The organism is Microbacterium indicum DSM 19969 (assembly GCF_000422385.1).
Lineage (GTDB): Bacteria > Actinomycetota > Actinomycetes > Actinomycetales > Microbacteriaceae > Microbacterium > Microbacterium indicum.
This window is the reverse complement of record NZ_AULR01000014.1, coordinates 1-24,316: the sequence shown is the minus strand read 5'-3', so window position 1 is coordinate 24,316 and position 24,316 is coordinate 1. Positions and strand designations below refer to the sequence as shown.

Genomic DNA, 24,316 nt, shown 5'->3' with positions numbered 1-24,316 from the left:
ACGCGAAGGGCGCCCTCTCCGTCTCGGAGGGAGCGCCCTTCAGGTATCCGGCGCGAGCCTAATCGGGCAGGATCTCGGGGCGGAAGCCGCCGCCCCGCAGCTGCTCGAGCACGAGGGCGCGGTGCTCCTCGCCGCGCGTCTCGACCGAGATCTGCAGGACGACCTCGTTGATCTGCATGCCCTGCCCGTGCCGCGTGTGCAGCACCTCGATGACGTTCGCTCCCGCCTGCGCGAGCAGCTCCGACACCGTCACGAGCTGACCGGGACGGTCGGGAAGCGGGATGCGGATCGTCATGTAGCGGCCCGCGGCGGCGAGACCGTGGGCGACGACGCGCTGCAGGACGAGCGGATCGATGTTCCCGCCCGAGAGGATCACGGCCGTGGGGCCCTGCGCGCGGATCTTGCCGGCGAGGATCGCGGCGACGCCGACGGCGCCAGCGGGCTCGACGACCTGCTTCGTGCGCTCGATGATCGTCAGGATCGCTCGGGCGATGTCGTCGTCACTCACGGTGACGACCTCGTCGACGAGCTCGCGCACGATCGCGAAGTTCTGGGCGCCCGGGCGCGCGACGAGGATCCCGTCGGCGATCGTCGGGGTCGTCGTGACCGAGACGGGCTCCCCCGCCTCGAGCGAGACGGGGTAGGCGGCGGCGTGCTCGGACTGCACGCCGATGATCCGCACCGTGCGCCCGTCGGCCTCGGCGCGCGCCTTGGCGGCCGCCGCGACGCCGGAGATGAGCCCGCCGCCGCCGATGCCGACGATGATCGTCTCGACCTCGGGCGCCTGGTCGAGGAGCTCGAGCGCGAGCGTCCCCTGGCCGACGATGATGTCGCGGTGGTCGAAGGGGTGGATGAAGACGGCGCCGTCGCGCTCCGACTGCTCGGCCGCGAGGCGCAGCCCCACCTCGACCGTCTCGCCCTCGAGCACGACCTCGGCCCCGTAGCCGCGCGTCGCGAGCAGCTTGGGGACAGGGACTCCGAGCGGCATGTAGATCGTCGCGGGGATGCCGAGCTGCTGCGCGGCGAGGGCGACGCCCTGCGCGTGGTTGCCGGCCGACGCCGCGATGACGCCGCGCGCACGCTCCTCGGCCGTGAGGCGGGAGAGGCGGTGCGTCGCGCCGCGGACCTTGAACGAGCCCGTGCGCTGGAGGTTCTCGAGCTTCAGGAGCACGGGGGCGCCGAGGACGTCGGTGAGGTGCTGCGAGAACTGGATCGGGGTCCGCTCGATCACCGGTTCGAGGCCGCGCGCGGCCTCCTCGAACTCGCTCAGCGCGGGCAGGTCGGCGTGCGTCACCGGGGGTCCTCGTTCCTCTCGTCACCGCGGCCCAGGGTCCTGGGCTCGGTTCTCCACATCAGGTTCTCGTCGGGCACGTCGCCCGTGCGCCAGGAGCCGCTCGCGAGCGTGACGGCGACGACGTTCACGAACGCGGCGAGCGGCACGGCGAAGAGTGCGCCGGCGATACCGCCGACCATCGATCCCGCGAGCACGACGAGCACGACCGCGAGCGGGTGCACCTTCACGGCGGCGCCCATGATCAGGGGCTGCAGGATGTGGCTCTCGACCTGCTGGACGAGCAGGACGACGCCGAGCATCGCGAGGGCGATCCACGGCCCCTCGTCGGCGAGCGCGATCACGACCGCGAGCGCCCCCGAGACGATCGCGCCGACGAAGGGCACGAACGACGCGAGGAACACCGTGACGCCGATGGGGATCGCGAGCGGGACGCCGAGGAGCGCGGCCCCGACGCCGATGCCGATCGCGTCGATCGACGCCACGAACAGCTGGGTGCGGGCGTAGCTGACGAGCGTCTTCCAGCCGTTGCGGGCGGCCCCGTCGACGGCCTGGCGCGCGACGCGGGGGAAGAGCTTCTTCGTCCAGCGCCAGATTCCCTCGCCGTCGAAGAGGAAGCAGATCATCGAGAAGAGCGCGATGAGGGCTCCCGCCCCGATGTGGCCGATCGTCGAGCCGAGCGAGAGCACGCTGTCGACGATGACGTCCGACTGATCGCTGAGGAAGTTCGTGACGAAGCTGAAGCCCTGCGAGAGGTCGTCGTCGGCGAAGACGCCCGTCGACATGAGCCACGCCTCGAACTCGTTCCAGCGCTCGACGGCGCGGACGCGGACGGCGCCCGCCTGATCCGAGATCTGCCACACGACGAGCCACACGAGGCCCGTCACGATCGCCGCGGTGCCGACGACGGTCAGGACGATCGCGAGCCAGCGCGGCACGCGCATCGACACGAGCCAGCCGAACGCCGGCCACAGCAGGGCTGTGAGGAGCACGGCGACGAGCAGCGGGATCACGACGCCCGAGAGCTTGATCACGAGCCACACGACGACCGCGACGACCGCGACGAGGACGAGGAGCCGCCACCCGTAAGCGGCCGCGACGCGCAGCGCGGGCGGGACGGCGTCGTCGTGGGAGGGGCGGTCGGGCGCGCTCTCGTCGGGGGCGGTCTCGTCGTCGCGACGGCGTCCGAAGAGGCCGCGGCGGCCGGGGGCTTCGCTCATGTCGCTCGCCGCGTCGTCAGAACTGCACTCGCGGCGGCGCCGAGATCGCGGCGGCGTCCTCGGACTCGAAGTACTCGCGCCCCGAGAGGCCCCGGCGCCCGGCGAAGAGATTGCTCGGGAACTGCTTGACCTTGACGTTCAGCTCGCGGACGCCGCCGTTGTAGAAGCGGCGGGAGGTCTGGATCCCGTCCTCGGCGTCGACGAGCGCCGTCTGCAGCTGCAGGTAGGTCTGGTTCGCCTGGAGCGCCGGGTACCCCTCGGCGAGCGCGAAGACGCTCGAGAGCGCCTTCTGCATGCGCGACTCGGCGACGCCCGCGGCGGCGGGGCCCTCAGCCGAGAGCACGTCGGTGCGCGCCCGCGTCACGTTCTCGAAGACGGCCTTCTCGTGCGCGGCGTACCCCGAGACGGTGTCGATGAGGCCGGGCACGAGGTCGGCCCTGCTGCGGACCTGCTCGTCGATCGCGCTCCACGCCTCGTCGACGCGCGCGCCGAGCGACACGAGCGATTTGTACGTCGCCCACAGGTAGATCCCGGCGATCACCAGGATCGCGGCGACGATCAGAACCGGTACGAGCCATTCCATTGAGACCACTCCTGGGGTTGCGTTCGGCCCATGCTACGTGGGCGCGATGTCAGGATCCGGAGCCTGCGCGCGACGAGGCGGCGACCCACGCGTCGAGCTTCGCCGAGGCGCGCCCGTCGTCGACGGCGGCGGCGGCCTCGCCGAGCGCCTCAGTCAGCCGCTGGATCATGTTGCGGTTCGCCTGCGAGGGATCCTGGGACAGGCGGTACGCGACGATCCCCGCCGCCGCGTTGAGGAGCACGACGTCGCGGACCGCGCCCTTCTCGCCGGCGAGGGTGCGGCGGAGGGTCGCGGCGTTGTCGGCCGGCGTGCCGCCGAGCAGGTCCTCGATGCGCGCCGTCGGCAGACCGAGGTCGCGCGGGTGGATGTCGAACTCGTGCATGTCGCCGTTCGTGATCTGCCAGATCCGGCTGTATCCCGTCGTGGTGAGCTCGTCGAGCCCGTCCTCGCCGCGGAAGACGAGCGCCGTCGCGCCGCGCGTGCGGAACACGCCCGTGATGATCGGGACCGTGTCGATGTTCGCGACGCCGACCGCGTTCGCCTCGGCGCGCGCCGGGTTCACGAGCGGGCCGAGGAAGTTGAACACCGTCGGCACGCCGAGCTCCGCGCGAACCGGCCCGGCGTGCTTGAAGCCCGGGTGGAAGGCCGCGGCCCAGGCGAAGGTGATGCCGGCCTCGTCGAGGACGCCGGCGACCGCCTCGGCCGGGAGGCGCAGGTCGATGCCGAGCTCGCTGAGCACGTCGGAGGCGCCCGCCTTCGAGCTCACGGCGCGGTTGCCGTGCTTGACCACGGGGATCCCCGTCGCGGCGACGATGATCGACGCGGTCGACGAGATGTTGACGGTGCCGTAGCGGTCGCCGCCCGTCCCCACGATGTCGAGCACGTTCGGGTCGACGGGGAGGGGAACCGCGGCGTCGAGGATCGCGTCACGGAAGCCGATGACCTCCTCGACCGACTCGCCCTTCGCCCGGAGCGCCGTGAGGAGCCCGCCGAGCTGAGCACCCGTCGCCTCGCCCTGCATCACCTGGCGCATCGCCCACTCCGCCTGCGACACGGTGAGGTCGTCGCCTGCGACGACGGCGGTCAGGATCTCGGGCCAGGTGGGCGACGTCATGACGCCGATGCTAGGGCACCGAGATTTCTTCGACACGGCGTGGAAATCGTCCGCGGCGTGTCCCCGTGCGGAGGTCCACGGCCCGTTCTGACGGCGCGACCGGCCGTTTCCCGACGCCCTCCCAGGGCCTTCGTATGGTCCCCATCATGCCCGGTCCCCCCGATGCCCATGCGGCGGTGCCAAAATCATGCGTCGGAATCGGCCATAATGGACGGGTGACGACCCCAGCTACCTATGCCCCTGCACCGAGAACGGTGAAACGACCCGATCCGGTCAGCGTTGGCACCATCGTGTGGCTCGGCTCCGAGGTCATGTTCTTCGCGGGCCTTTTTGCCATCTACTTCACGCTCCGCAGCACGTCGCCGGGCCTCTGGGAGTCCCAGTCGTCCCTGCTCAACGTGCCGTTCGCCTTCGTGAACACCGTGATCCTGGTGCTGTCGTCCGTGACCGCCCAGATGGGCGTGTTCGCGGCCGAGCGCCTGCAGCCGTACACGGTCAAGGGCCAGGGCTGGAAGTCGTGGGGCATGGTGCCGTGGTTCTGGGCCTCCTTCGTGCTCGGCGCGCTCTTCGTGTCGGGCCAGGTCTGGGAGTACGCGCAGCTCGTCACCGAGGGCCTGTCGATCACGGCCAACTCGTACGGCTCCGCCTTCTACCTCACGACGGGCTTCCACGCCATGCACGTGACGGGCGGTCTCATCGCGATGCTCATGACCATCGGTCGCGCATACGCCGTGAAGAAGTTCACCCACAAGGAGGCGACCACCACGATCGTCGTGTCGTACTACTGGCACTTCGTCGACGTCGTGTGGATCGCCCTCTTCGCCGTCATCTACTTCCTCAAGTGAGATCGGAGCACGAGAAACCCATGTCACGAGAGAAGAAGATGACGAAGAAGCGCAAGGCCGGAGGCCGCCGCAGCCCGCTCGCTGCAGCGGCCCTCATCCTGATCGGCCTCGTCGCCACCGGCGGCGTCTACGCCGGCGCGACCGCCGCTGTCGCGGCCACGAACGACGATTCCGCGGTCTCGACCTCGCACGCGAGCGCCGAGGACGGCGAGAAGCTCTTCCAGGCCAACTGCGCCACCTGCCACGGCCTCAACCTCGAGGGCACCGACAACGGCCCGTCGCTCATGGGCGTCGGCGAGCTCTCGGTCGAGTTCCAGGTATCCACGGGCCGCATGCCCATGCAGATGCAGGGCCCGCAGGCCGACCAGAAGCCCGTGCAGTTCACCGAGGACCAGATCCTCTCCCTCGCGGCCTACGTGCAGTCGGTGGCCCCCGGCCCCGAGTACCCCTCGGCCGAGGTCCTCGACGGCGAGGGCGACGTAGCCCACGGCGCCGAGCTCTTCCGCATCAACTGCGCCATGTGCCACAACGTGGCGGCTGCGGGCGGCGCGCTCACGCAGGGCAAGTTCGCGCCCGACATCCAGGACACCTCCGCTCTGCACATGTACGCCGCCATGGTCACGGGCCCGCAGAACATGCCGGTGTTCAACAACACGAACCTCAGCGAGCAGGACAAGCGCGACATCATCTCGTCGCTCCTCTACCTCCAGAACGAGCAGCAGCCCGGCGGCTTCACGCTCGGCTCGCTCGGCCCCGTGTCCGAGGGCCTCTTCATCTGGATCTTCGGCATCGGCGGCCTCATCGCGGTCGCCGTGTGGATCACGGCGAAGTCGAACTGAGCATGGCCGCTGAAGACGACGTGACAAGGAGCACGATGCACAACGACGATTCGCAGGGCGAGCTGCAGGCCTACCGGCCTTCGGCTGGCCTCGCCGTGTCGATCGACGACCCGGTGCAGAACCCGGGCCTCCCGCCGCACCGCGAGCGCATCACCGACAAGGACCCGGCGGCTGAGAAGCGCGCCGAGCGCACGATCTACACGCTGTTCTACCTGTCGGTCGCGGGCAGCATCTGGGCCATCGCGGCCTACATGCTCTTCCCGATCGAGGACCAGCAGCTGACCTCGATCCGCCACAACAACATGTTCATCGGTCTGGGCATCGCTCTCGCGCTGCTCTCGATCGGCATCGGCGCGATCCACTGGTCCAAGTCGCTCATGAGCGACAAGGAGCACGTCGAGATGCGCCACTCGACGCGCGGCTCGGAGAGCACGCGCGCCGCGGTCATCAAGAGCTTCGAGGCGGCCAACGAGGAGTCGGGCTTCGGTCGTCGCAAGATGATCCGCAACTCGCTCTTCGCGGCGGTCGCCGCCTCGATCCTCCCGGGCATCACGCTCTTCCGCGGTCTCGCTCCGCACTCCTCCGAGGAGAACCCGCTCGCGGGCCACCCCGTCGAGCTGCTCAAGCAGACCATGTGGGAGGAGGGCGCGTACCTCACCCGCGACCCCGACGGAACCCGCATCAAGGCGAGCGACGTCACCCTCGGCTCCGCGTTCCACGTGATCCCCGAGAAGCTCGCGGCGACGTCGCACACCGACGGCTACCTCGAGGAGAAGGCCAAGGCCATGGTCCTCATGGTCCGCATGCCCCCGGAGCAGATCACCGAGACCGAGGAGCGCAAGAGCTGGTCGTACGACGGCATCGTCGCGTACTCCAAGGTCTGCACCCACGTCGGCTGCCCCGTCGCCCTGTATGAGCAGCAGACGCACCACCTGCTGTGCCCGTGCCACCAGTCGCAGTTCGACGTGTCGGACGGCGCCAAGGTGGTCTTCGGACCGGCCTCGCGTCCGCTGCCGCAGCTGCCGATCGCCGTCGACGACGAGGGCTACCTCGTCGCGCAGAGCGACTTCACCGAGCCCGTCGGTCCGAGCTTCTGGGAGATGCATTGAGCACCGCAACCGCAGAGCAGACGAGCTCTGACGAGAAGAAGGCGCCGCTCGGCGGCCGGTTCGTCGGCGCGACCGCGAACTACCTCGACGAGCGCACGAGCATCTCGGGCCTCGTCAAGGAGCTCGGGCGCAAGATCTTCCCCGACCACTGGTCGTTCATGCTGGGCGAGATCGCGCTCTGGTCGTTCGTCGTCGTGCTCATCTCGGGCACGTTCCTGACGTTCTTCTTCCAGGCCTCCATGGTCGAGACGCACTACACGGGCGCGTTCGACCCGATGCGCGGCATCGAGATGTCGGCGGCCATGGACTCGACGCTGCACATCAGCTTCGACCTCCGCGGCGGCCTGCTGGTCCGACAGCTGCACCACTGGGCGGCGCTGACCTTCGTGGCCGGCATCGGCGTGCACATGCTGCGCGTGTTCTTCACGGGCGCGTTCCGCAAGCCCCGCGAGCTCAACTGGGTCGTCGGCTTCCTGCTGTTCGTCCTGGCCATGGCCGAGGGCTTCACGGGCTACTCGCTCCCCGACGACGTGCTCTCGGGCAATGGCCTCCGCATCATCGACGGCATGCTCAAGGCGATCCCCGTCGTCGGCGCGTGGATCTCGTACCTGCTGTTCGGCGGCGAGTTCCCGGGCACCGACATCGTCGGCCGCCTCTACACGCTGCACATCCTGATCCTGCCGCTCCTGGTGATCGCGTTCGTCGCGATCCACCTCGTGCTCATGATCATCAACAAGCACACGCAGTTCGCCGGCCCGGGCCGCACGAACGACAACGTCGTCGGCTACCCGATGGTCCCGACGTACATGTCGAAGATGGGCGGCTACTTCTTCATCGTCTTCGGCGCCCTGGTGCTGATCGCCTCGTTGGTGCAGATCAACCCGATCTGGAACTACGGACCGTACGACCCCTCCCCCGTGTCGGCCGGCACGCAGCCCGACTGGTACATCGGCTTCGCCGACGGCGCCCTGCGCCTCGCCCCGCCGCACCTCGACGTCAACATCGGCCCGTACACGATCCCGATGGGCATCCTCACGCCGCTCATCGTGCTCGTGCTCTTCATCATCGCCGTCGCGATCTACCCCTTCATCGAGGGCTGGGTCACGGGCGACAAGCGCGAGCACCACATCGCCCAGCGCCCGCGCAACGCCGCGACGCGCACGGCGATCGGCGCGGCGGGCGTCTGGTTCTACGCGATCCTCTGGGCCTCGGCCTCGTCCGACATCATCGCGACGCACTTCCGCCTCACGATGGAGGGCGTGATCCACGCCCTGCAGATCGGCCTGATCCTGGGCACCGTGATCGTGTACTTCATCACGAAGCGCATCTGCATCGCGCTGCAGAAGAAGGACCGCGAGATCGCCCTCCACGGCTTCGAGTCGGGACGCATCGTGCGCCTCCCCGGCGGCGAGTACCAGGAGGTCCACAAGCCCGTGGACGAGTACGAGCGCTGGAAGCTCGTCGGCGACGAGACGTTCGAGCCGCTCATCGTGCGCCCCGACGCGCACGGCCGCATCACGAACCGCCAGCGGTTCCGCGGGTGGATGTCGCGCTGGTTCTTCGAGGACCGCCTGCAGCCGCTCACGAACGCCGAGTACCGCGCCGCTCTGGACCACCAGAAGCATGCGCTGGCCGACTACGGCGACGCCCCCGAGAAGGACGGCCACGGCCACGTGGTCGACGGGCACGAGCTCGAGTCGGGCGACGACGGCAAGCACTGACCGCGTCGGACACGGCGAGAGGGCACCGGATCTTCGGATCCGGGGCCCTCTCGCCGTGTCCGCGTCGCGTCAGGCGCCGACGAGGTCGGCCGCGAGACCCGCGATGCGCGACTGCGGCACGAACATGCGCGCGAACGCCTCCGCCCCGGGCGCCGGGCGGGGCGAGACCGCGACGCGCACCTCCCACTCGGGCGCACCGGCGAGCGTCGAGTGCAGGAGGTGATCCGCCGACTGCTTCGCCGCGATCGACTCGGGAACGACGGCGACGCCGAAGCCCCGCGTCACGAGCTCGAAGACCATGTGCACGTCGCCCACCTCCACCGTCGTGCGGCGCTCGACGCCGGCGCGCGCAAGCGCGGCGTCGAGGATCCGTCGTGCCTCCCACGCGGGGCCGAAGTCGACCGTGCGCGCGCCCGCGAGATCGTCGATCGACCGCACCCCGGGGTCCTCCTTCGAGAGGAGCACGAACGGCTCGCGGCGGATCACTTGGTGGCCCGGAGGGACCTCTCCCCCGGCCGGCGCCGCGACGAGCGCGACGTCCAGGCGGCCCGCGGCGACGAGGGGCAGCAGCCGCGAGGTGACGTCCTGCACGAACTCCAGGTCGGCGGCGGGGTGCTCCCCCGCGAACGCCGAGACGAGGTCGGCGATGTCGACCGAACCGCCGAGGCACTGCTCGGACCCGATGCGAAGAGCCGCATGCGGAGCCGCGGCGCCGAGCACGGCCGCCTGCGCCTCGCGCACCTCGCCGAGGATCCGCTCGGCCCACGGCCGGAACGCGGCGCCCCCAGCCGTCGGCACGGCGCCATGTCGGCCGCGCTCGAAGAGCCCGACCCGCAGCTCTCGCTCGAGCGACCGGATCGAAGCCGAGAGCCCGGGCTGCGAGACGAAGGAGCGCTCGGCCGCGCGTGTGAAGCTGCCGTCTTCGGCGACGGCGAGGAAGAATTCGAGTTGGCGTACGTCCATCACACGCGACGTTAGTCGCCGGCGCTCCCCGTGCCGAACCGGCGCATCAGTACGGCTGCACCTCCAGGTCGGTCGCGAAGACGCGGAAGGCGCCGCGCTCGGCGTGCATGCGCCAGAGCGTGTCGGCGAGCACCTGCGGGTCCTTCTGCTCGTCTCCCGGGATGATCGCTCCGGGGATGATGAGCTGACCGACGTGGATCGGCTCGTCCTGGAGCGCCTGGCTCAGCATCTCGGCGTAGGCCGTCTCGCCCGCGAACCCGATCGACGTTCCCGCGAAGTGCTGCACGGGCTGCACGGCGCTCCCGCCGTTGACGAAGAGGATCGAGCCGCGCCCGAGGAACCGCATGCCCTGGAGGACCTGGTGCACGGCGGCGACGGGCCCGTAGACCGAGAACTCGACGGCGGCACGGATGTCGCCCACCGTCGACTCGAGGAGCGGCCGCAGGAACTCCTTCTGCGGCAGCGGGTTGTAGGAGAGCACCTCGATGGGGCCGAGTTCCTGCGATGCCCGATCGAGGGCCGTGACGAGGCTCTCCGGGTCGCGGACGTTGGCGGCGTAGCCCCGCGCCGTGAGGCCGTCTGCCACGAGGTCGGCGGCGAGGGCGTCGACGCGCTCCTGGCTGCGGGAGATGAGCGCGATGCTCAGCCCCTCCCGGCCGAAACGGCGTGCCAGCGCCTCGCCGAGGTTGCGTCCAGCTCCGATGATCGCGAAGGTCGTCATGATCTCCACGCTAGAGGGGATCCTGCGCCCCCGGACGGGCCCGGCGATAGCGAATCGCTATGGAAGCCGAGAGGGCCCCGGATCCGAAGCTCCGGGGCCCTCAGGGTGCGGTGCAGCGCTCAGCGAGCGAAGCGACCGCGGTAGTACTCGTACACCCAGCCGACGAGGCCGACGATCAGGAGGCCTGCCGCCACGGGGATGAGGAAGTGCGCCGTCGAGAGCGAGATCACGCCGACCGCGGGGGCCGCGGCGAGCACGATGGGCCACCACGACCAGGGGCTGAACTCGCCCTGCTCGGTCTCGCCGTCGTCGATGTCGGCGTCGAGACGGTCCTCGGGGAGTTCGACGCCCAGCTGCGCCTTGTGCATGCGCTGAACGAAGAACGCGACGAGGCCGGCGAAGAACCCGAGGAAGAGGAGCGCGATCGTTCCCGTCCACTCGATCGCCGCGGTCCACGGCACGTCAGGGTGATCCAGGATCCCCCACACCGTGTACAGCGCGAAGCAGAAGAAGAAGAAGAACCCGGTCAGCAGCCACCAGAGGCCGATCTGAGACTTCATTTACTTGACCGCCCCTTCACCTTCGAGCGCCGGGGCGGGCACCGCCGACGGGTCGAAGTCGTCGAGCGACTCCGGGTGGTTGATGTCGAACGCCGGGCGCTCCGAGCGGATGCGCGGAATCGACGTGAAGTTGTGGCGCGGGGGCGGGCTGCTGGTCGCCCACTCGAGCGATCCGCCGTAGCCCCACGGGTCGTTGACGTTGACCTTGGCGCCCTTGCGCGCCGTGATCCACACGTTGAGGAAGAACGGGATCATCGACGCGGCGATGATGATCGATCCGATCGTCGAGAGCTCGTTGCCCCACGTGTAGCCGTCGCTCGGCGCGTAGTCGGCGTAGCGGCGGGCCATGCCCTCGACGCCCAGCCAGTGCTGGATGAGGAAGGTCATGTGGAAGCCGATGAACAGCAGCCAGAAGTGGACGTAGCCGAGGCGCTCGTTCAGCATCTTGCCGGTCCACTTGGGCCACCAGAAGTAGAAGCCCGCGAACATCGCGAAGACGACGGTGCCGAACACCACGTAGTGGAAGTGCGCGACGACGAAGTACGAGTCGCTCAGGTGGAAGTCGAGCGGGGGCGACGAGAGGATGACTCCCGTCAGGCCGCCGAACACGAACGACACGAGGAAGCCGAGCGAGAACAGCATCGGCGTCTCGAACGTCAGCGAACCGCGCCACATCGTGCCGATCCAGTTGAAGATCTTCACGCCGGTCGGGACCGCGATGAGCATCGTCATGAACGAGAAGAACGGCAGGAGCACCGAGCCCGTCACGTACATGTGGTGCGCCCACACCGAAACGGAGAGCGCCGCGATCGCGATGGTCGCGTACACGAGGGTGCGGTAGCCGAAGATCGGCTTGCGGCTGAAGACCGGGAAGATCTCGGAGACGATGCCGAAGAACGGCAGCGCGATGATGTACACCTCGGGGTGGCCGAAGAACCAGAACAGGTGCTGCCAGAGCAGGACGCCGCCGTTGGCCGGGTCGTAGATGTGCGAACCGAGGATGCGGTCGCTCGCCGCCGCGAACATCGCCGCCGCGAGGACGGGGAACGCGATGAGGATCAGGAGGCTCGTGATGAGCGTGTTCCACGAGAAGATCGACATGCGCCACATCGTCATGCCGGGCGCGCGCATCGTGATGACGGTCGTGATGAAGTTGACCGCACCGAAGATCGTGCCGAAGCCCGAGATGCCGAGGCCTGTCATCCAGAGATTGCCGCCGACTCCTGGTGAGAACGAGGAGTTCGCGAGCGGCTGATACGCGAACCAGCCGAACGAGGCGGCGCCCTGCGGGGTGAGGAAGCCTGCGACGGCGATGAGCGAGCCGAAGACGAAAAGCCAGAACGCGAAGGCGTTGAGGCGCGGGAACGCCACGTCGGGCGCGCCGATCTGCAGCGGCAGGATGATGTTCGCGAAGCCCGCGAAGAGCGGCGTCGCGAACATCAGGAGCATCACGGTGCCGTGCATCGTGAACAGCTGGTTGTACTGCTCCTTCGTCGCCACGATCTGCATGCCGGGGGCGAAGAGCTCCGCGCGGATGACGAGCGCCATGACGCCGCCGAGGCAGAAGAAGATGAGCGACGCGATCAGGTACATGTACCCGATGGTCTTGTGGTCGGTCGACGTGATCCACTTGACGATCACGTTGCCCTTCTCACCGGTTCGTGATCCGGTGAGCAACGCCGCCTGACGCGGCGGGAGCGGCTGCGAGGCTGCCTCGCTCATGCTCAGTGTCCTTCCTCGTCGGCTCCGGCGCCCTCGGCCACGGCGTCGGTTCCGGGCTGGTTCTGCAGGCGGTCGTAGGCCTTGTTGATGTCGCCCGTCTGGCCGGCCTCCTCGAGGCCCGCGAGGTACTGCTCGTACTCGGCCTCGCTGACGACCTCGACGTTGAAGAGCATCATCGAGTGGTACTCGCCGCAGAGCTCGGCGCACTTGCCCTCGTAGGTGCCCTCACGGGTCGGGATGAACGACCACGAGTTGTCGTGGCCGATGTACATGTCCTTCTTGTACAGGAAGTCGATGATCCAGAACGAGTGGATCACGTCGCGCGACGTCAGGTCGATCGTGACCTTCTTGTCGACGGGGAGGACGAGCGTCGGCAGCTGCGAGCGGTCGATGTTGCCGTCGGCGTCGGGCTGCGCCTGGACGCCCATCGTCCAGACGGCGTCGCTGTTGTCGTCCTGCTCGCCGTCGTACTGGAAGTCCCAGGACCACTGCTTGGCGATCGCGCTGATCTCGACATCGGCCTCGCCATCGGCCCAGGGCTTCTCGACGGTGGCCTGCTCTCGCGCCGTGAAGGCGAAGAGGCCGAGCACGAGGATCAGCGGCACCGTGGTGAAGAAGATCTCGATCGGCATGTTGTAGCGCAGCTGGACCGGCAGGCCCGACTGGCCCTTGCGGCGGCGGTACACGACCATCGCCCAGAGCATGAGGCCCCAGGTGATGATTCCGACGACGAGCGCCACGATCCAGGACCCGACCCAGAGGGACGAGAGCCCCTCGGTCTGGTTGGTGGTCGGGACCCCCGACTCATCCCATCCGGGCAGATACCCGTGGAGTTCCGTGGGAGTGCACCCCGCGAGCAGCGCGGCCGTCGCGATGGCGACGGGCACGACGGCCCAGCGGATTCGGCGTTTCGAGGGCACGAATTCACCTTTCGAACATGAATGTGGCTTTCCTCATCCTAGGGCAAGGTCTCACGCCTCTCATGCCATGCTCTCAGCGGTTCCGGCCCCTGACGGGGCGAAAACCCGCGTACGCGAAACGCCCCCTCCGGCGCGTGGCGGAGGGGGCGTTCGGGGCGCTGATCAGTGGAAGCTGTCGCCGCAGGCGCAGCTGCCCGATGCGTTGGGGTTGTCGATCGTGAAGCCCTGCTCCGAGATCGTGTCCTTGAAGTCGATCGCCGCGCCGTCGAGGTACGGGACCGACATGTTGTCGACGATGACCTCGACGCCGTCGAAGTCGACCGTCTCGTCGCCCTCGAGGTAGCGCTCGTCGAAGTAGAGCTGGTAGATCAGGCCCGAGCAGCCGCCGGGCTGCACGGCGACGCGCAGGCGCAGGTCGTCGCGGCCCTCCTGCTCGAGCAGGCTCTTCACCTTCGCCGCGGCGGCGTCGGTGAGGCTCACGCCGTGGGCGCTCTGGGGCGTCTCGGCAAGCACAGTGGTGTCGGTCATGACCGTCTCCTCTCCGAAGGGATCCGCACGCGGCGGGGTTCCCTGCATCTTATCCGCGGATCCTCCGGGCGCGGCGCGATCACGCCGAATCGCGGGCGTCGAGGCGCGCGAGGAGAAGGGTCTCCGAGCGGATCGCGTTGCGGAACGTCTCGACGTGCAGCGACTCGTTGGGGCTGTGCGCCCGCGAGTGCGGATCCTCGACGCCCGTCACGAGGATCTGGGCGCCGGGGAACTTCTCGACGAGATCCGAGATGAACGGGATCGATCCGCCCACGCCGTAGTCGATCGGTTCCTTGCCGTAGCCGTCGGCGAGCGCGCGGCGCTCCTCCGCGACGGCCCACCCCGAGGTGTCGACGAGGAAGCCGTCGCCGAGGTCGACGTGGCCGAACTCGAGCTCGGCGCCGAAGGGCGCGTTCGCCCGGAGGTGCGCCTCGAGCGCGGCGTAGGCCTCAGCCGCCGTCTGCCCCGGAGCGACGCGGCTGCTGATCACGACCGTCACCTCGGGCGAGAGCGTGTTGCTCGCCGAGGCGACGGGCGTGAAGTCGACGCCCGTGACGGTGACCGTCGGCTTGTTCCAGATCCGGCTGAGGATCGTGCCGTCGCCCACGGGCGAGACGCCCTCGAGGAGCCCCGTCTCGACGCGCAGCTGCGCCTCGTCGTATGCGGGGGTCTCGGCGTCGCGGTGCGCGAGCCCCTCGACCGCGACGGATCCGTTCTCGTCCCACAGGGTCGACAGCAGGCGGATCGTCGCCATCATCGCGTCGGGAACCGCTCCCCCGAACATGCCGGAGTGCGAGGCGTGGTCGAGCGTGCGGACCGTGAGCTGGAAGGTCGCGTTGCCGCGCAGCGACACCGTCACCGCGGGGGTCTCCGAGTCCCAGTTGCCCGAGTCGGCGATGACGATGACGTCGGCGCGCATGTCCTCGGCGTTCTCGTGGAGGAAGGGGACGAACGAGCGCGACCCGTGCTCCTCCTCGCCCTCGACGAACAGCACGATGCCGAGGTCGAGGTCGTCGGATCCGATCGTCTCGGCGATCGCGCGCAGCGAGGCGATGTGCGTCATGACGCCCGCCTTGTCGTCGGCGGCGCCGCGCGCGTAGATGCGTCCGTCGCGGAGCGTCGGCTCGAACGGCGGCGTCTCCCAGAGCGCGTCGTCCCCGGGCGGCTGCACGTCGTGGTGCGCGTAGAGCATGACGGTCGGCCGGCCGGCCTTCGCGCGGCGCACCGCGAGCACGGCGGGCTGGCCCAGCTCGCCGTTTCCCCCGGCGAGCGGAGCGCGGCGGATGTCGACGGCGTCGAAGAGGCCCGTGTCGCGGGCGAGCGCCGCGACGGCCTCGGAGCTGCGCACGAGCTGCTCCTGGTCGAACGACTCCCACGCGATCCCGGGGATGCGCACGAGGCGTCCGAGGTCGTCGACGGCGGAGGGGAACCCACCCGCGACGGCCTCCAGGATCCTCTCGTCCGATGCGGTCAGGGGCTCTCGATCTGGCACGGAGGTCATGCGGGTAATCTTAGGTGGATCCCCGATTCGCTCTTCCCGAGGTAGCACCCATGGCAAAGTCCCCGTCCGCCGACAGCGCGTCGGAGCAGACGCCGACCGTCGGCAAGGGCCGTCCGACCCCCTCGCGCGCCGAGCAGGAGGCGAAGCGCGTCCGCCCCCTCGTCGCCACGACCAAGGAGCAGCGCAAGGCCGCCAAGGCCGACGCGCGCACCCGCCAGGAGCGCGCCCGCGTCGGCATGGCGAACGGCGACGACCGCTACCTCGGCCCGCGCGACAAGGGCCCGCAGCGCAAGTTCGCGCGCGACTGGGTCGACGCCGGCTGGCACCTCGGCGAGTTCCTCATGCCCGCGATGGTCCTCGTGATCGTGCTGACCTTCGCCGGCACCGCGACGCAGTTCTGGGCCTTCGTCGTGCTGTGGGTCTTCATCATCTTCGTGATCGGCGACATGGTCCTGCTGTCGATGCGCGTCAAGCAGAAGGCCGCCGAGCGCTTCGGCCTCGACAAGCGCGAGAAGGGCCTCGGCTGGTACGCCGCGATGCGCACGATCCAGATGCGCTTCATGCGCCTTCCGAAGCCGCAGGTCAAGCGCGGCGACTACCCGCAGGTCTGACGCGGCGACCACGGGCCCGGCAGCTCTCCCGAGCAGCCGGGCCCTTCGTCATGCCGCGAGGCCGCGGTTGATCTCGCGCGCCCAGAGCGGTCCGCGGTAGATGAAGCCCGTGTACCCCTGCACGAGGGTCGCGCCGGCGTCGAGGCGCTCGCGCACGTCGGCCGCCGTCTCGACGCCGCCGACTGAGATCACGCAGAAGCCGGGATCCGGGACCGCCTCGCGCACGAGACGCAGCGCCTCGCGCGAGCGGGCCGCGAGGGGCGGGCCCGAGAGGCCGCCCTCCCCCGCCGCCGCGACGGCCGCGGGGTCGGTCGCGAGCCCCTCGCGCGAGATCGTCGTGTTCGCCACGATGATGCCGGCGAGGCCCAGGTCGACGGCGAGGAGCGCGACGGCGCCGATCTCGTCGTCGGGCAGGTCGGGGGCGATCTTCACGAGCATCGGCGTCTCGCCCGCGGCCGCCCGGACCGCCTCGAGCAGCGGCCGCAGCGTCTCGACGGCCTGCAGCCCGCGGAGGCCCGGGGTGTTGGGCGACGACACGTTGACCGCGAGATAGTCGGCGAGCGGGGCGAGCATGCCGGCGCTGCGCACGTAGTCGGCCGTCGCGTTCTCGACGTCGACGACGCGGCTCTTGCCGATGTTCGCCCCGACGACCGCGCCGCGGCGGCGCAGCCGGCCGAGCTTGCGCGCGGCTGCGGCGGCGCCGTGGTTGTTGAAGCCCATGCGGTTGACGAGGGCCCGGTCGCCGACGAACCGGAACAGGCGCGGCTTGGGGTTGCCCGGCTGCGGGATCGCCGTCACGGTGCCGATCTCGACGTGGCCGAAGCCCAACGCGTCGAGGCCGCGCACGCCCACGACGTGCTTGTCGAACCCGGCGGCGATGCCGAACGGCGTCGGGAAGGTGCGGCCGAGCGCCTGCACCTCGAGCGACGGGTCGGGCTTCGTGAGCCGCCGGACGACGGGCGCGACGAGCGGAGATCCCATGACCCGGATGGCGGTCATGCCCGCGAGGTGCGCGAGCTCGGGATCCAGGTGACGGAGCCCGTAGCGGAACAGGAGGTCGTACAGCATGGATCAGCCTTCTGCGGGGTGGTGGTCGGCGCGCAGATCGGCGATCGCGGCCTCGAAGTCCTCGAGCGAGTCGAACGCCTGGTAGACGCTCGCGAAGCGGAGGTAGGCGATCTCGTCGAGCTCGCGCAGCGGGCCGAGGATCGCGAGGCCGATGTCGCCCGTCTCGAGCGTGCTGAGGCCCGTGCGCCGCAGCGCGTCTTCGACCTTCTGCGCCAGGAGGGCGAGGTCGTCGTCGGTCACGGGGCGGCCTTGGCACGCCTTGCGGACCCCCGTCACGACCTTGTCTCGGGAGAAGGACTCGACGGCGCCGGATCGCTTGACGACGGTGAGGCTCGACGTCTCGACCGTCGAGAAGCGCCCCCCGCACTCGGGGCACTGGCGGCGACGCCGGATCGACAGGCCGTCGTCGGACGTGCGCGAGTCGATGACGCGGGAATCGGGGTGGCGGCAGAACGGGCAGTGCATGGCGCTCTCAGCGTACCCGGGCGGCCCGGGTCACTCCGAGAACCGCGCGGCGACGGCCTCGCCGTGCGCCGGGAGCTGCTCGGCGTCGGCGAGCGTGACGATCCGCCCCTCGACCTCGGCGAGCGCGGCCCGGTCGTACGCGATGACCTGCTGCGGGCGCAGGAAGGTGTAGGCGCCGAGGCCCGACGCGTACCGCGACTGGCCTCCGGTGGGGAGCACGTGGTTGCTGCCCGCGATGTAGTCGCCGAGGCTCACGGGCGAATACGCCCCGACGAACACCGCTCCGGCGTTCGTGTAGCGCGCGGCCGCGGCGTCGGCGTCGGTGAGGTGCAGCTCGAGGTGCTCGGGGCCGTAGGCGTTGCTGAACGCCTCGGCCGCGGCCGCGTCGTCGACGAGGACGATCGCGGACTGCGGACCCGAGAGGGCCGTCGCGACGCGCCCGGCGTGCCGGGTCGCCGCCGCGATGGGCTCGATGGCCTCGGCGACGCGCGCGGCGAGGCCGGGCGACGTCGTCACGAGCAGCGACGAGGCCTGCTCGTCGTGCTCGGCCTGGCTCACGAGGTCGTAGGCGACGAGGCGCGCGTCGGCCGATTCGTCGGCCGAGATGAGGATCTCGGTCGCGCCGGCCTCGGCGTCGGTTCCGACGATCCCCGCGACGAGGCGCTTGGCGGCGGCGACGAAGTTGTTGCCGGGGCCCGACACGACGTCGACGGGGTCGAGCCCGAGCGTCGGAACGCCGTGGGCGAAGGCCGCGACGGCGCCCGCTCCCCCGATCGCGTAGACCTCGGCGACGCCGAGGAGGCCCGCGACGGCGAGGATCGTCGGGTGCACCCGCCCGTCGAAGGCGGCCTGGGGAGGCGACGCGAGCGCGATGCTGCCGACGCCCGCGACCTGCGCGGGGACGATGTTCATGACGACGCTCGACGGGTAGACCGCCTTGCCGCCCGGCACGTAGACGCCGGCGCGGCCGACGGGCTGCCAGCGCTGCGAGACGCGGGCGCCCGCGGCCAGCTCGGTGACGCGCGGCGCGGGGACCTGGGCCGCCGACGCCTCGCGCACGCGGGCGATCGCCGTCTCGAGCGCCTCGCGCACGGCGGGGTCGAGGCCCGCGACGGCCTCGTCGATGTGCGCCTGCGGCACGCGGATGTCGTGGCCGGAGACGCGGTCGAAGCGCTCGGCCTGCTCGCGCAGGGCGTCCTCGCCGCGGGTGCGGACGGCGTCGACGATGAGGGCGGCAGCCTCGTGCGCCGCCGCGAGCGCCTCGCTGGCGCGCGGGACGGCGGCGAGCAGCTCGGCGGGGCTCAGCGTGCGGCCCCGGAGATCGATCGTGCGCATCAGCCGCGCGTCACCCCGGTCACGTCGTGCAGGTAGCCGATGCGGCCGTCGTCGGCGCGGACGACGAAGTAGTCGGTGTGGTCCTCGAGGACGAGCGCCCAGGCGGTCGGGCCGATCCGGAAGCTCGGGAGACCGCGCACGTCGTGCACGTCGCGCTCCTCGGGGACGAGGGCCCAGAACGGCTGCGGCGCGGCGGGGGCCTGCGCGGCGGGCTCGGGCTGCGCCGCGGGGGCGCTCTCGACAGCGGGCTCGTCGAACGGCGCGACGATCCGGTCCTCGGGCTCGGGCGCCGCGGTCTCGGCGACCGCGGGGATCTCGGCGTCGACGGGGGTCTGCTCGGCCGGCGTCTCGGCGGCGGGGGCGTCCGCGGCGGCCGGGGCGATCTCGACCGGCGCGACGGCCCGCATCGCGGTCGTCGCGGGCGCGGCCTCCGCCTGCGGCGCGGGGGCCGCCTGCGGCGGGGCGTACTGCGGCTGCGCGTACCCGGTCGGCAGCGGCTGGCCCGTCTGCTGCGGCGCCCACGCGGCGGGGACGGGCTGCTGCGGGCGGGGCCGGACCGCGATCGGGCGGACGGGGCGGGCGACCGGGTGCGCCGTCGTCTCCTCGCGGTGCGCGAAGTCCTGCGAGAACGGCGGAACGAAGCGCGCGACGATCGTGAAGAACACGCCGCCGAGCGCGACGAGGAAGCCGATCCAGGCCGTCGGGGTCGTCGTGAAGCCGAGGCCCTGGATGAGGATCCCGAGGTCGAGCCAGACGAAGGCCGCGACGGCGAAGCCGACCGACGCGAACTGGTCGATGCCGAGGGCGCCGACGCTGCGGAAGCGCGTCGCGAAGCGGCGGAGGATCAGGAGGATCACGGCGACGACGGGGAACCCGACGGCGGCGAGCCACGAGATCCCGAACGACCAGATCGGCACGTACGCGGCGGTGACGGTGATGCCCCCGACGCCGACCGAGCCGACGAGCGGGAAGAACGAGACGACGAGCAGGATCGCGCCGAGCGCGATGAGGATCCACTCGCGCACCGTGAACGGGCCGATGCCCGACTGCGGCGCGCCGCGCTCGACGGCCGGCGGCTCCTCGTTCATCGCCTGATCGATGAAGCGCGCCGACGGCACGCCGCTCGGGGTCGGCTCGGGCGCGGCGGGTCCGCCCGCGGGCGGGTAGGGCGCGTTGAGATCGCTCACTGCTGCCTTCTTCTGCTGGTCGTCGGCGCGGATCCGCGCCCGTCAATCGTACGGCGTCTCACCCGAGGCACTGGGGGCCGAGCAGAGCCTTGAGGTCGCCGAACAGCTCGGCCGACACCCGCACGGGCAGCGGCACCTCGAACACCTTCGCGGCGCGGCCTCGGTGCATCTTGAGACGCACCTCGGTGTCTCCTGCATGCCGGTGCAGGACCTCGGCGAGGTCGGTCACGACGCGCTCGGTCGCCCGCTGTTCGGGGAGCAGCAGCGTGATCGGGCCCGACTCGTCCGCCGACGCGATGTCGGGGGCGAAGGCCGACTGGGCGTGGATGTTGATGCCGTCGTCGCGCCGCGACACGCGCCCGCGGATCACGAGGATCGCGTCCTGCGCGAGGATCGGCTGGAACTCCGTGTAGGTCTTGCCCATGAACATGACGTCGACCGACGCCTCGAAGTCCTCGAGCGTCACGATGCCATAGGGGTTTCCGCTCGACTTCGCGACGCGGTGCTGCGCCGTCGTGACGAGGCCCGAGATCGTGACCTGGTCGCCGTCCGACAGCTCCTCGGATGCGAGGAGGTTCGCGATCGTGATCGAGCGGTGCTTCGCGAGCGGCACCTCGAGCCCCGCGAGCGGGTGGTCCGAGACGTAGAGGCCCAGCATGTCGCGCTCGAACGCGAGCTTGTCCTTCTTCGTCCACTCGGGGCGCTCGGGCACCTTCTGCACCGCGTGCGGTTCGTCCCAGAGGCTGTCGAAGTCGAACCCGATCGCGCCCTGCGCCTCGTTGCGCTTGATGTCGACGGCGGCCTCGACCGCCTGCTCGTGCACCTCGACGAGGGCGCGGCGCGAGGATCCCATCGTGTCGAACGCGCCCGCCTTGATCAGCGACTCGACGGTGCGCTTGTTCGCGACGTGGGGCGGGACCCGATCGAGGAACTCGTGGAACGACGCATACGGCCCCTCCTCGCGCGCGCCGACGATGCCCTCGACGACGTTGTGTCCGACGTTGCGGATCGCGCCGAGGCCGAAGCGGATGTCCTCCCCGACGGCCGCGAAGTACTCGATCGACTCGCTGACATCGGGCGGGAGCACCTGGATCCCCATGCGCCGGCACTCGTTCAGGTACATCGCGAGCTTGTCGCGCGAGTCGCCGACCGAGGTGAGGAGGGCCGCCATGTACTCGGCCGGGTAGTGCGCCTTGAGGTACGCCGTCCAGTACGACACGACGCCGTACGCCGCCGAGTGCGCCTTGTTGAACGCGTAGTCCGAGAACGGCAGGAGGATGTCCCACAGCGCCTTGATCGCGGCGTCGGAGTAGCCGCGCTCCTTCATGCCGCCCTCGAAGCCCGCGTACTGCTTGTCGAGCTCGGACTTCTTCTTCTTGCCCATGGCGCGGCGGAGGATGTCGGCCTGGCCGAGGCTGAATCCCGCGACCCGCTGCGCGATCGCCATCACCTGCTCCTGGTAGATGATGAGGCCGTACGTCATGTCGAGGATGTCGGCGAGCGGCTCGGCGAGCTCGGGGTGGATCGGGGTGATCTCCTGCTCGCCGTTCTTGCGCAGCGCGTAGTTCGTGTGCGAGTTCGCGCCCATGGGGCCGGGCCGGTACAGCGCGATGAGGGCCGAGATGTCCTCGAAGTTGTCGGGCTTCATGAGCCGCAGGAGGCCGCGCATGCCGCCGCCGTCGAGCTGGAAGACGCCGAGGGTGTCGCCGCGCGAGAGCAGCTCGTAGGCGCCGCGGTCGTCGAGGCCGAGGTGCTCGAGGTCGAGGTCGACGCCCTTGTTCGTGCGGATGTTGTCGAGCGCGTCCGAGATGATCGTGAGGTTGCGGAGCCCCAGGAAGTCCATCTTGATGAGGCCGAGCGACTCGGCGGCCGGATAGTCGAACTGCGTGACGATCTGGCCGTCCTGCTCGCGCTTCATGATCGGGATCACGTCGATGATCGGATCGCTCGACATGATCACGCCCGCCGCGTGCACGCCCCACTGGCGCTTGAGGCCCTCGAGGCCGACGGCGCGGTCGAAGACGGTGCGCGCCTCGGGGTCGGTCTCGATGACGGCCCGGAACTCGCTCGCCTCCTTGTAGCGCGGGTGCTGCGGGTCGAACATGCCGGCGAGCGGCATGTCCTTGCCCATCACGGCGGGCGGCATCGCCTTCGTGAGCTTCTCACCCATGCTGAACGGGAAGCCGAGCACGCGCCCCGCGTCCTTGAGCGCCTGCTTCGACTTGATCGTGCCGTAGGTGACGATCTGCGCCACGCGCGCGTCGCCGTACTTCTCGGTGACGTAGTCGATCGTCTCGCCGCGGCGCCGGTCGTCGAAGTCGACGTCGAAGTCGGGCATCGAGACGCGGTCGGGGTTGAGGAAGCGCTCGAAGATCAGGCCGTGCTGGATCGGGTCGAGGTCGGTGATGCGCATCGCGTACGCGACCATCGAGCCCGCGCCCGATCCGCGGCCCGGGCCGACGCGGATCCCGTTGTCCTTCGACCAGTTGATGAAGTCGGCGACGACGAGGAAGTAGCCGGGGAACTTCATCTGCGTGATGATCCCCATCTCGTACTCGGCGCGCTCGCGCACCTCGTCGGAGATCCCGTCCGGGAAGCGGTAGCGGAGGCCCGCCTCGACCTCCTTGCGGAACCAGGTCTCCTCCGTCTCGCCCTCGGGCACGGGGAACACCGGCATGTAGTTCGCGGCGGTGTCGAACTCGACCTCGCAGCGCTCGGCGATGAGGAGCGTGTTGTCGCACGCCGTCTCGTACTCGCGGAACATGTGCCGCATCTCGGCGGCCGTCTTGATGTAGTAGCCGTCGCCGTCGAAGTGGAAGCGGTTCGGGTCGTCGAGCGTCGATCCCGACTGCACCGAGAGCAGGGCCTCGTGCGCGTCTGCGTCGTGCTGGTGCGTGTAGTGCGAGTCGTTCGTCGCGACGAGCGGGAGGTTCAGATCCTTCGCGAGCCGCATGAGGTCGGGCATGACGCGGCGCTCGATGTCGAGGCCGTGGTCCATGATCTCGACGAAGTAGTTGTCGCGGCCGAAGATGTCGCGGAACTCGGCCGCCGCGTCGCGCGCCGCCTCGTACTGCCCGAGGCGCAGGCGGGTCTGCACCTCGCCCGAGGGGCAGCCCGTCGTCGCGATGATCCCCTTGCCGTAGGTCTGCAGCAGCTCGCGGTCCATGCGGGCCTTGAAGTACTGCCCCTCGATCGACGCGAGCGACGAGAGCCGGAAGAGGTTGTGCATGCCCTCGGTGTTCTCGGCCCACATCGTCATGTGCGTGTAGGCGCCGCCGCCCGACACGTCGTCGCGCTTCTGCTCGGGCGAGCCCCAGGCGACGCGCGTCTTGTCGGAGCGGTGCGTCCCCGGGGTCACGTAGGCCTCGAGGCCGATGATCGGCTTGACGCCGTTGGCCTTCGCCGCCTTGTAGAACTCGTACGACGCGAAGTTGTTGCCGTGGTCGGTGACCGCGATGGCGGGCATGCCCATCTCGGCGGCGGCCTTCGTCATGTCGGCGAGCTTCGCGGCCCCGTCGAGCATCGAGTACTCGCTGTGGACATGCAGGTGCACGAAGGAGTCGGCCATCCCCCCATCCTAATTTCGCGGATCCCGAGGGTCGCTCACAGGAGTTGAATAGGCCCGTATCCACCCACGATGCAGGAAAGCCGATGTCATCTCGCAGGACTTCGGTGACAGTTCTGCATCAGGACATCGGTGACGCTTCTCAGGGTCTTGGTGGTGACACTTCGGCCGGTCGGATTGGTGTGTGACCCCGTCTGAGCCCGTTGATCCCCGTGTCCGTCTCGCCATCACGCAGTGGCCCGATGATGCCCCTCGCGGGGCGGTGAGAACGTTCTGCGCCGAGCACGGCATCTCCCGCAAGACGTTCTACGCGATCCGCAAGCGAGCCGTCGAGGAAGGACCGGCGGCGGCGCTCGAGCCGAAGTCGCGTCGCCCGAAGTCGAGCCCGTCGAAGCTGGGCGACGAGATCAAACAGCAGGCCATCGGCGTGCGGACCGCGTTGGAGCAG

General features: G+C 70.0%; 22 protein-coding genes. 6 read left to right on the top strand and 16 right to left on the bottom strand.

Annotated features, from left to right (window positions below):
* Window positions 1-58: 58 nt before the first annotated feature.
* From ilvA to trpD, 4 genes are read right to left on the bottom strand one after another with little or no spacing between them, the layout of a single operon-like run.
* Window positions 59-1,294, bottom strand: coding sequence for a threonine ammonia-lyase (gene ilvA, locus H576_RS0110040; protein ID WP_029150832.1), 1,236 nt, complete (start codon window positions 1,292-1,294; stop codon window positions 59-61).
* Window positions 1,291-2,511, bottom strand: coding sequence for an AI-2E family transporter (locus H576_RS15280; protein WP_051172585.1), 1,221 nt, complete (start codon window positions 2,509-2,511; stop codon window positions 1,291-1,293). Before H576_RS15280 ends, ilvA begins: the two co-directional genes overlap by 4 nt.
* Window positions 2,512-2,527: 16 nt before the next feature.
* On the bottom strand, window positions 2,528-3,094 hold the full coding sequence (locus H576_RS0110030) for a LemA family protein (RefSeq protein ID WP_029150831.1): 567 nt from the start codon (window positions 3,092-3,094) through the stop codon (window positions 2,528-2,530).
* Window positions 3,095-3,143: 49 nt separating this feature from the next.
* The gene (trpD, locus tag H576_RS0110025) at window positions 3,144-4,208 is read right to left on the bottom strand and encodes an anthranilate phosphoribosyltransferase (RefSeq protein ID WP_036320406.1); all 1,065 of its coding nucleotides are present in this window, start codon (window positions 4,206-4,208) and stop codon (window positions 3,144-3,146) included.
* 254 nt (window positions 4,209-4,462) lie between these two features.
* Here trpD and ctaE point away from each other — a divergent pair, with 254 nt between their 5' ends.
* Genes ctaE through qcrB form a run of 4 tightly spaced genes read left to right on the top strand, consistent with a single transcriptional unit; the run spans window position 4,463 to window position 8,722 of the window.
* Window positions 4,463-5,053 carry an aa3-type cytochrome oxidase subunit III gene (gene ctaE, locus H576_RS0110020; RefSeq protein WP_281167313.1) on the top strand — a complete coding sequence of 197 codons (591 nt, stop codon included), beginning with the start codon at window positions 4,463-4,465 and terminating at the stop codon, window positions 5,051-5,053.
* 20 nt (window positions 5,054-5,073) lie between these two features.
* A complete protein-coding gene (qcrC, locus tag H576_RS0110015) occupies window positions 5,074-5,892 on the top strand; it encodes a cytochrome bc1 complex diheme cytochrome c subunit (protein ID WP_029150828.1) in 819 nt (272 codons plus the stop codon).
* A 35-nt stretch (window positions 5,893-5,927) separates the two neighbouring features.
* The gene (gene qcrA / locus H576_RS0110010) at window positions 5,928-7,001 is read left to right on the top strand and encodes a cytochrome bc1 complex Rieske iron-sulfur subunit (protein ID WP_029150827.1); all 1,074 of its coding nucleotides are present in this window, start codon (window positions 5,928-5,930) and stop codon (window positions 6,999-7,001) included.
* Window positions 6,998-8,722: a cytochrome bc1 complex cytochrome b subunit gene (qcrB, locus tag H576_RS15275; RefSeq protein WP_084502672.1), complete on the top strand. Its 1,725-nt coding sequence runs from the start codon at window positions 6,998-7,000 to the stop codon at window positions 8,720-8,722. The genes qcrA and qcrB overlap by 4 nt, the downstream gene beginning before the upstream one ends.
* 69 nt (window positions 8,723-8,791) lie before the next feature.
* Here qcrB and H576_RS15270 read toward each other — a convergent pair whose 3' ends face one another.
* From H576_RS15270 to H576_RS0109970, 7 genes are all read right to left on the bottom strand, one after another.
* A complete protein-coding gene (locus tag H576_RS15270; protein ID WP_051172582.1) occupies window positions 8,792-9,685 on the bottom strand; it encodes a LysR family transcriptional regulator in 894 nt (297 codons plus the stop codon).
* A 46-nt stretch (window positions 9,686-9,731) separates the two neighbouring features.
* Window positions 9,732-10,406 carry an SDR family NAD(P)-dependent oxidoreductase gene (locus tag H576_RS0109995; RefSeq protein WP_029150826.1) on the bottom strand — a complete coding sequence of 225 codons (675 nt, stop codon included), beginning with the start codon at window positions 10,404-10,406 and terminating at the stop codon, window positions 9,732-9,734.
* Between the two features lie 119 nt (window positions 10,407-10,525).
* Window positions 10,526-10,966, bottom strand: coding sequence for an aa3-type cytochrome oxidase subunit IV (gene ctaF, locus H576_RS0109990; protein WP_029150825.1), 441 nt, complete (start codon window positions 10,964-10,966; stop codon window positions 10,526-10,528).
* The gene (ctaD, locus tag H576_RS15265) at window positions 10,967-12,688 is read right to left on the bottom strand and encodes an aa3-type cytochrome oxidase subunit I (protein ID WP_051172581.1); all 1,722 of its coding nucleotides are present in this window, start codon (window positions 12,686-12,688) and stop codon (window positions 10,967-10,969) included. It abuts the gene before it with no gap.
* 2 nt (window positions 12,689-12,690) lie between these two features.
* Window positions 12,691-13,608, bottom strand: coding sequence for an aa3-type cytochrome oxidase subunit II (ctaC, locus tag H576_RS0109980; protein ID WP_029150824.1), 918 nt, complete (start codon window positions 13,606-13,608; stop codon window positions 12,691-12,693).
* 162 nt (window positions 13,609-13,770) lie between these two features.
* Window positions 13,771-14,136 (bottom strand): iron-sulfur cluster insertion protein ErpA, encoded by a 366-nt coding sequence (erpA, locus tag H576_RS0109975; RefSeq protein WP_029150823.1) that lies wholly within the window; start codon window positions 14,134-14,136, stop codon window positions 13,771-13,773.
* Window positions 14,137-14,215: 79 nt separating this feature from the next.
* Window positions 14,216-15,637: a dipeptidase gene (locus H576_RS0109970; protein ID WP_029150822.1), complete on the bottom strand. Its 1,422-nt coding sequence runs from the start codon at window positions 15,635-15,637 to the stop codon at window positions 14,216-14,218.
* A gap of 50 nt (window positions 15,638-15,687) precedes the next feature.
* Between H576_RS0109970 and H576_RS0109965 the strand changes: the two genes are divergently transcribed.
* A complete protein-coding gene (locus H576_RS0109965) occupies window positions 15,688-16,248 on the top strand; it encodes a DUF3043 domain-containing protein (protein ID WP_029150821.1) in 561 nt (186 codons plus the stop codon).
* A gap of 48 nt (window positions 16,249-16,296) precedes the next feature.
* Here H576_RS0109965 and H576_RS0109960 read toward each other — a convergent pair whose 3' ends face one another.
* Genes H576_RS0109960 through dnaE form a run of 5 tightly spaced genes read right to left on the bottom strand, consistent with a single transcriptional unit; the run spans window position 16,297 to window position 23,871 of the window.
* Window positions 16,297-17,313, bottom strand: a complete 1,017-nt coding sequence (locus H576_RS0109960; RefSeq protein ID WP_029150820.1) for a quinone-dependent dihydroorotate dehydrogenase — start codon at window positions 17,311-17,313, stop codon at window positions 16,297-16,299.
* A gap of 6 nt (window positions 17,314-17,319) precedes the next feature.
* Window positions 17,320-17,781, bottom strand: coding sequence for a transcriptional regulator NrdR (gene nrdR / locus H576_RS0109955; protein ID WP_029150819.1), 462 nt, complete (start codon window positions 17,779-17,781; stop codon window positions 17,320-17,322).
* Window positions 17,782-17,811: 30 nt separating this feature from the next.
* Window positions 17,812-19,119 carry a histidinol dehydrogenase gene (gene hisD, locus H576_RS0109950; protein ID WP_029150818.1) on the bottom strand — a complete coding sequence of 436 codons (1,308 nt, stop codon included), beginning with the start codon at window positions 19,117-19,119 and terminating at the stop codon, window positions 17,812-17,814.
* Window positions 19,116-20,303 (bottom strand): hypothetical protein, encoded by a 1,188-nt coding sequence (locus H576_RS17160; protein ID WP_051172579.1) that lies wholly within the window; start codon window positions 20,301-20,303, stop codon window positions 19,116-19,118. Before H576_RS17160 ends, hisD begins: the two co-directional genes overlap by 4 nt.
* A gap of 58 nt (window positions 20,304-20,361) precedes the next feature.
* Entirely contained in the window at window positions 20,362-23,871 is a 3,510-nt protein-coding gene (gene dnaE / locus H576_RS0109940; RefSeq protein WP_029150817.1) for a DNA polymerase III subunit alpha, read from the bottom strand.
* A 181-nt stretch (window positions 23,872-24,052) separates the two neighbouring features.
* Between dnaE and H576_RS15255 the strand changes: the two genes are divergently transcribed.
* A partial coding sequence (locus tag H576_RS15255) for a helix-turn-helix domain-containing protein (protein WP_156888199.1) occupies window positions 24,053-24,316 on the top strand: 264 nt, incomplete at its 3' end.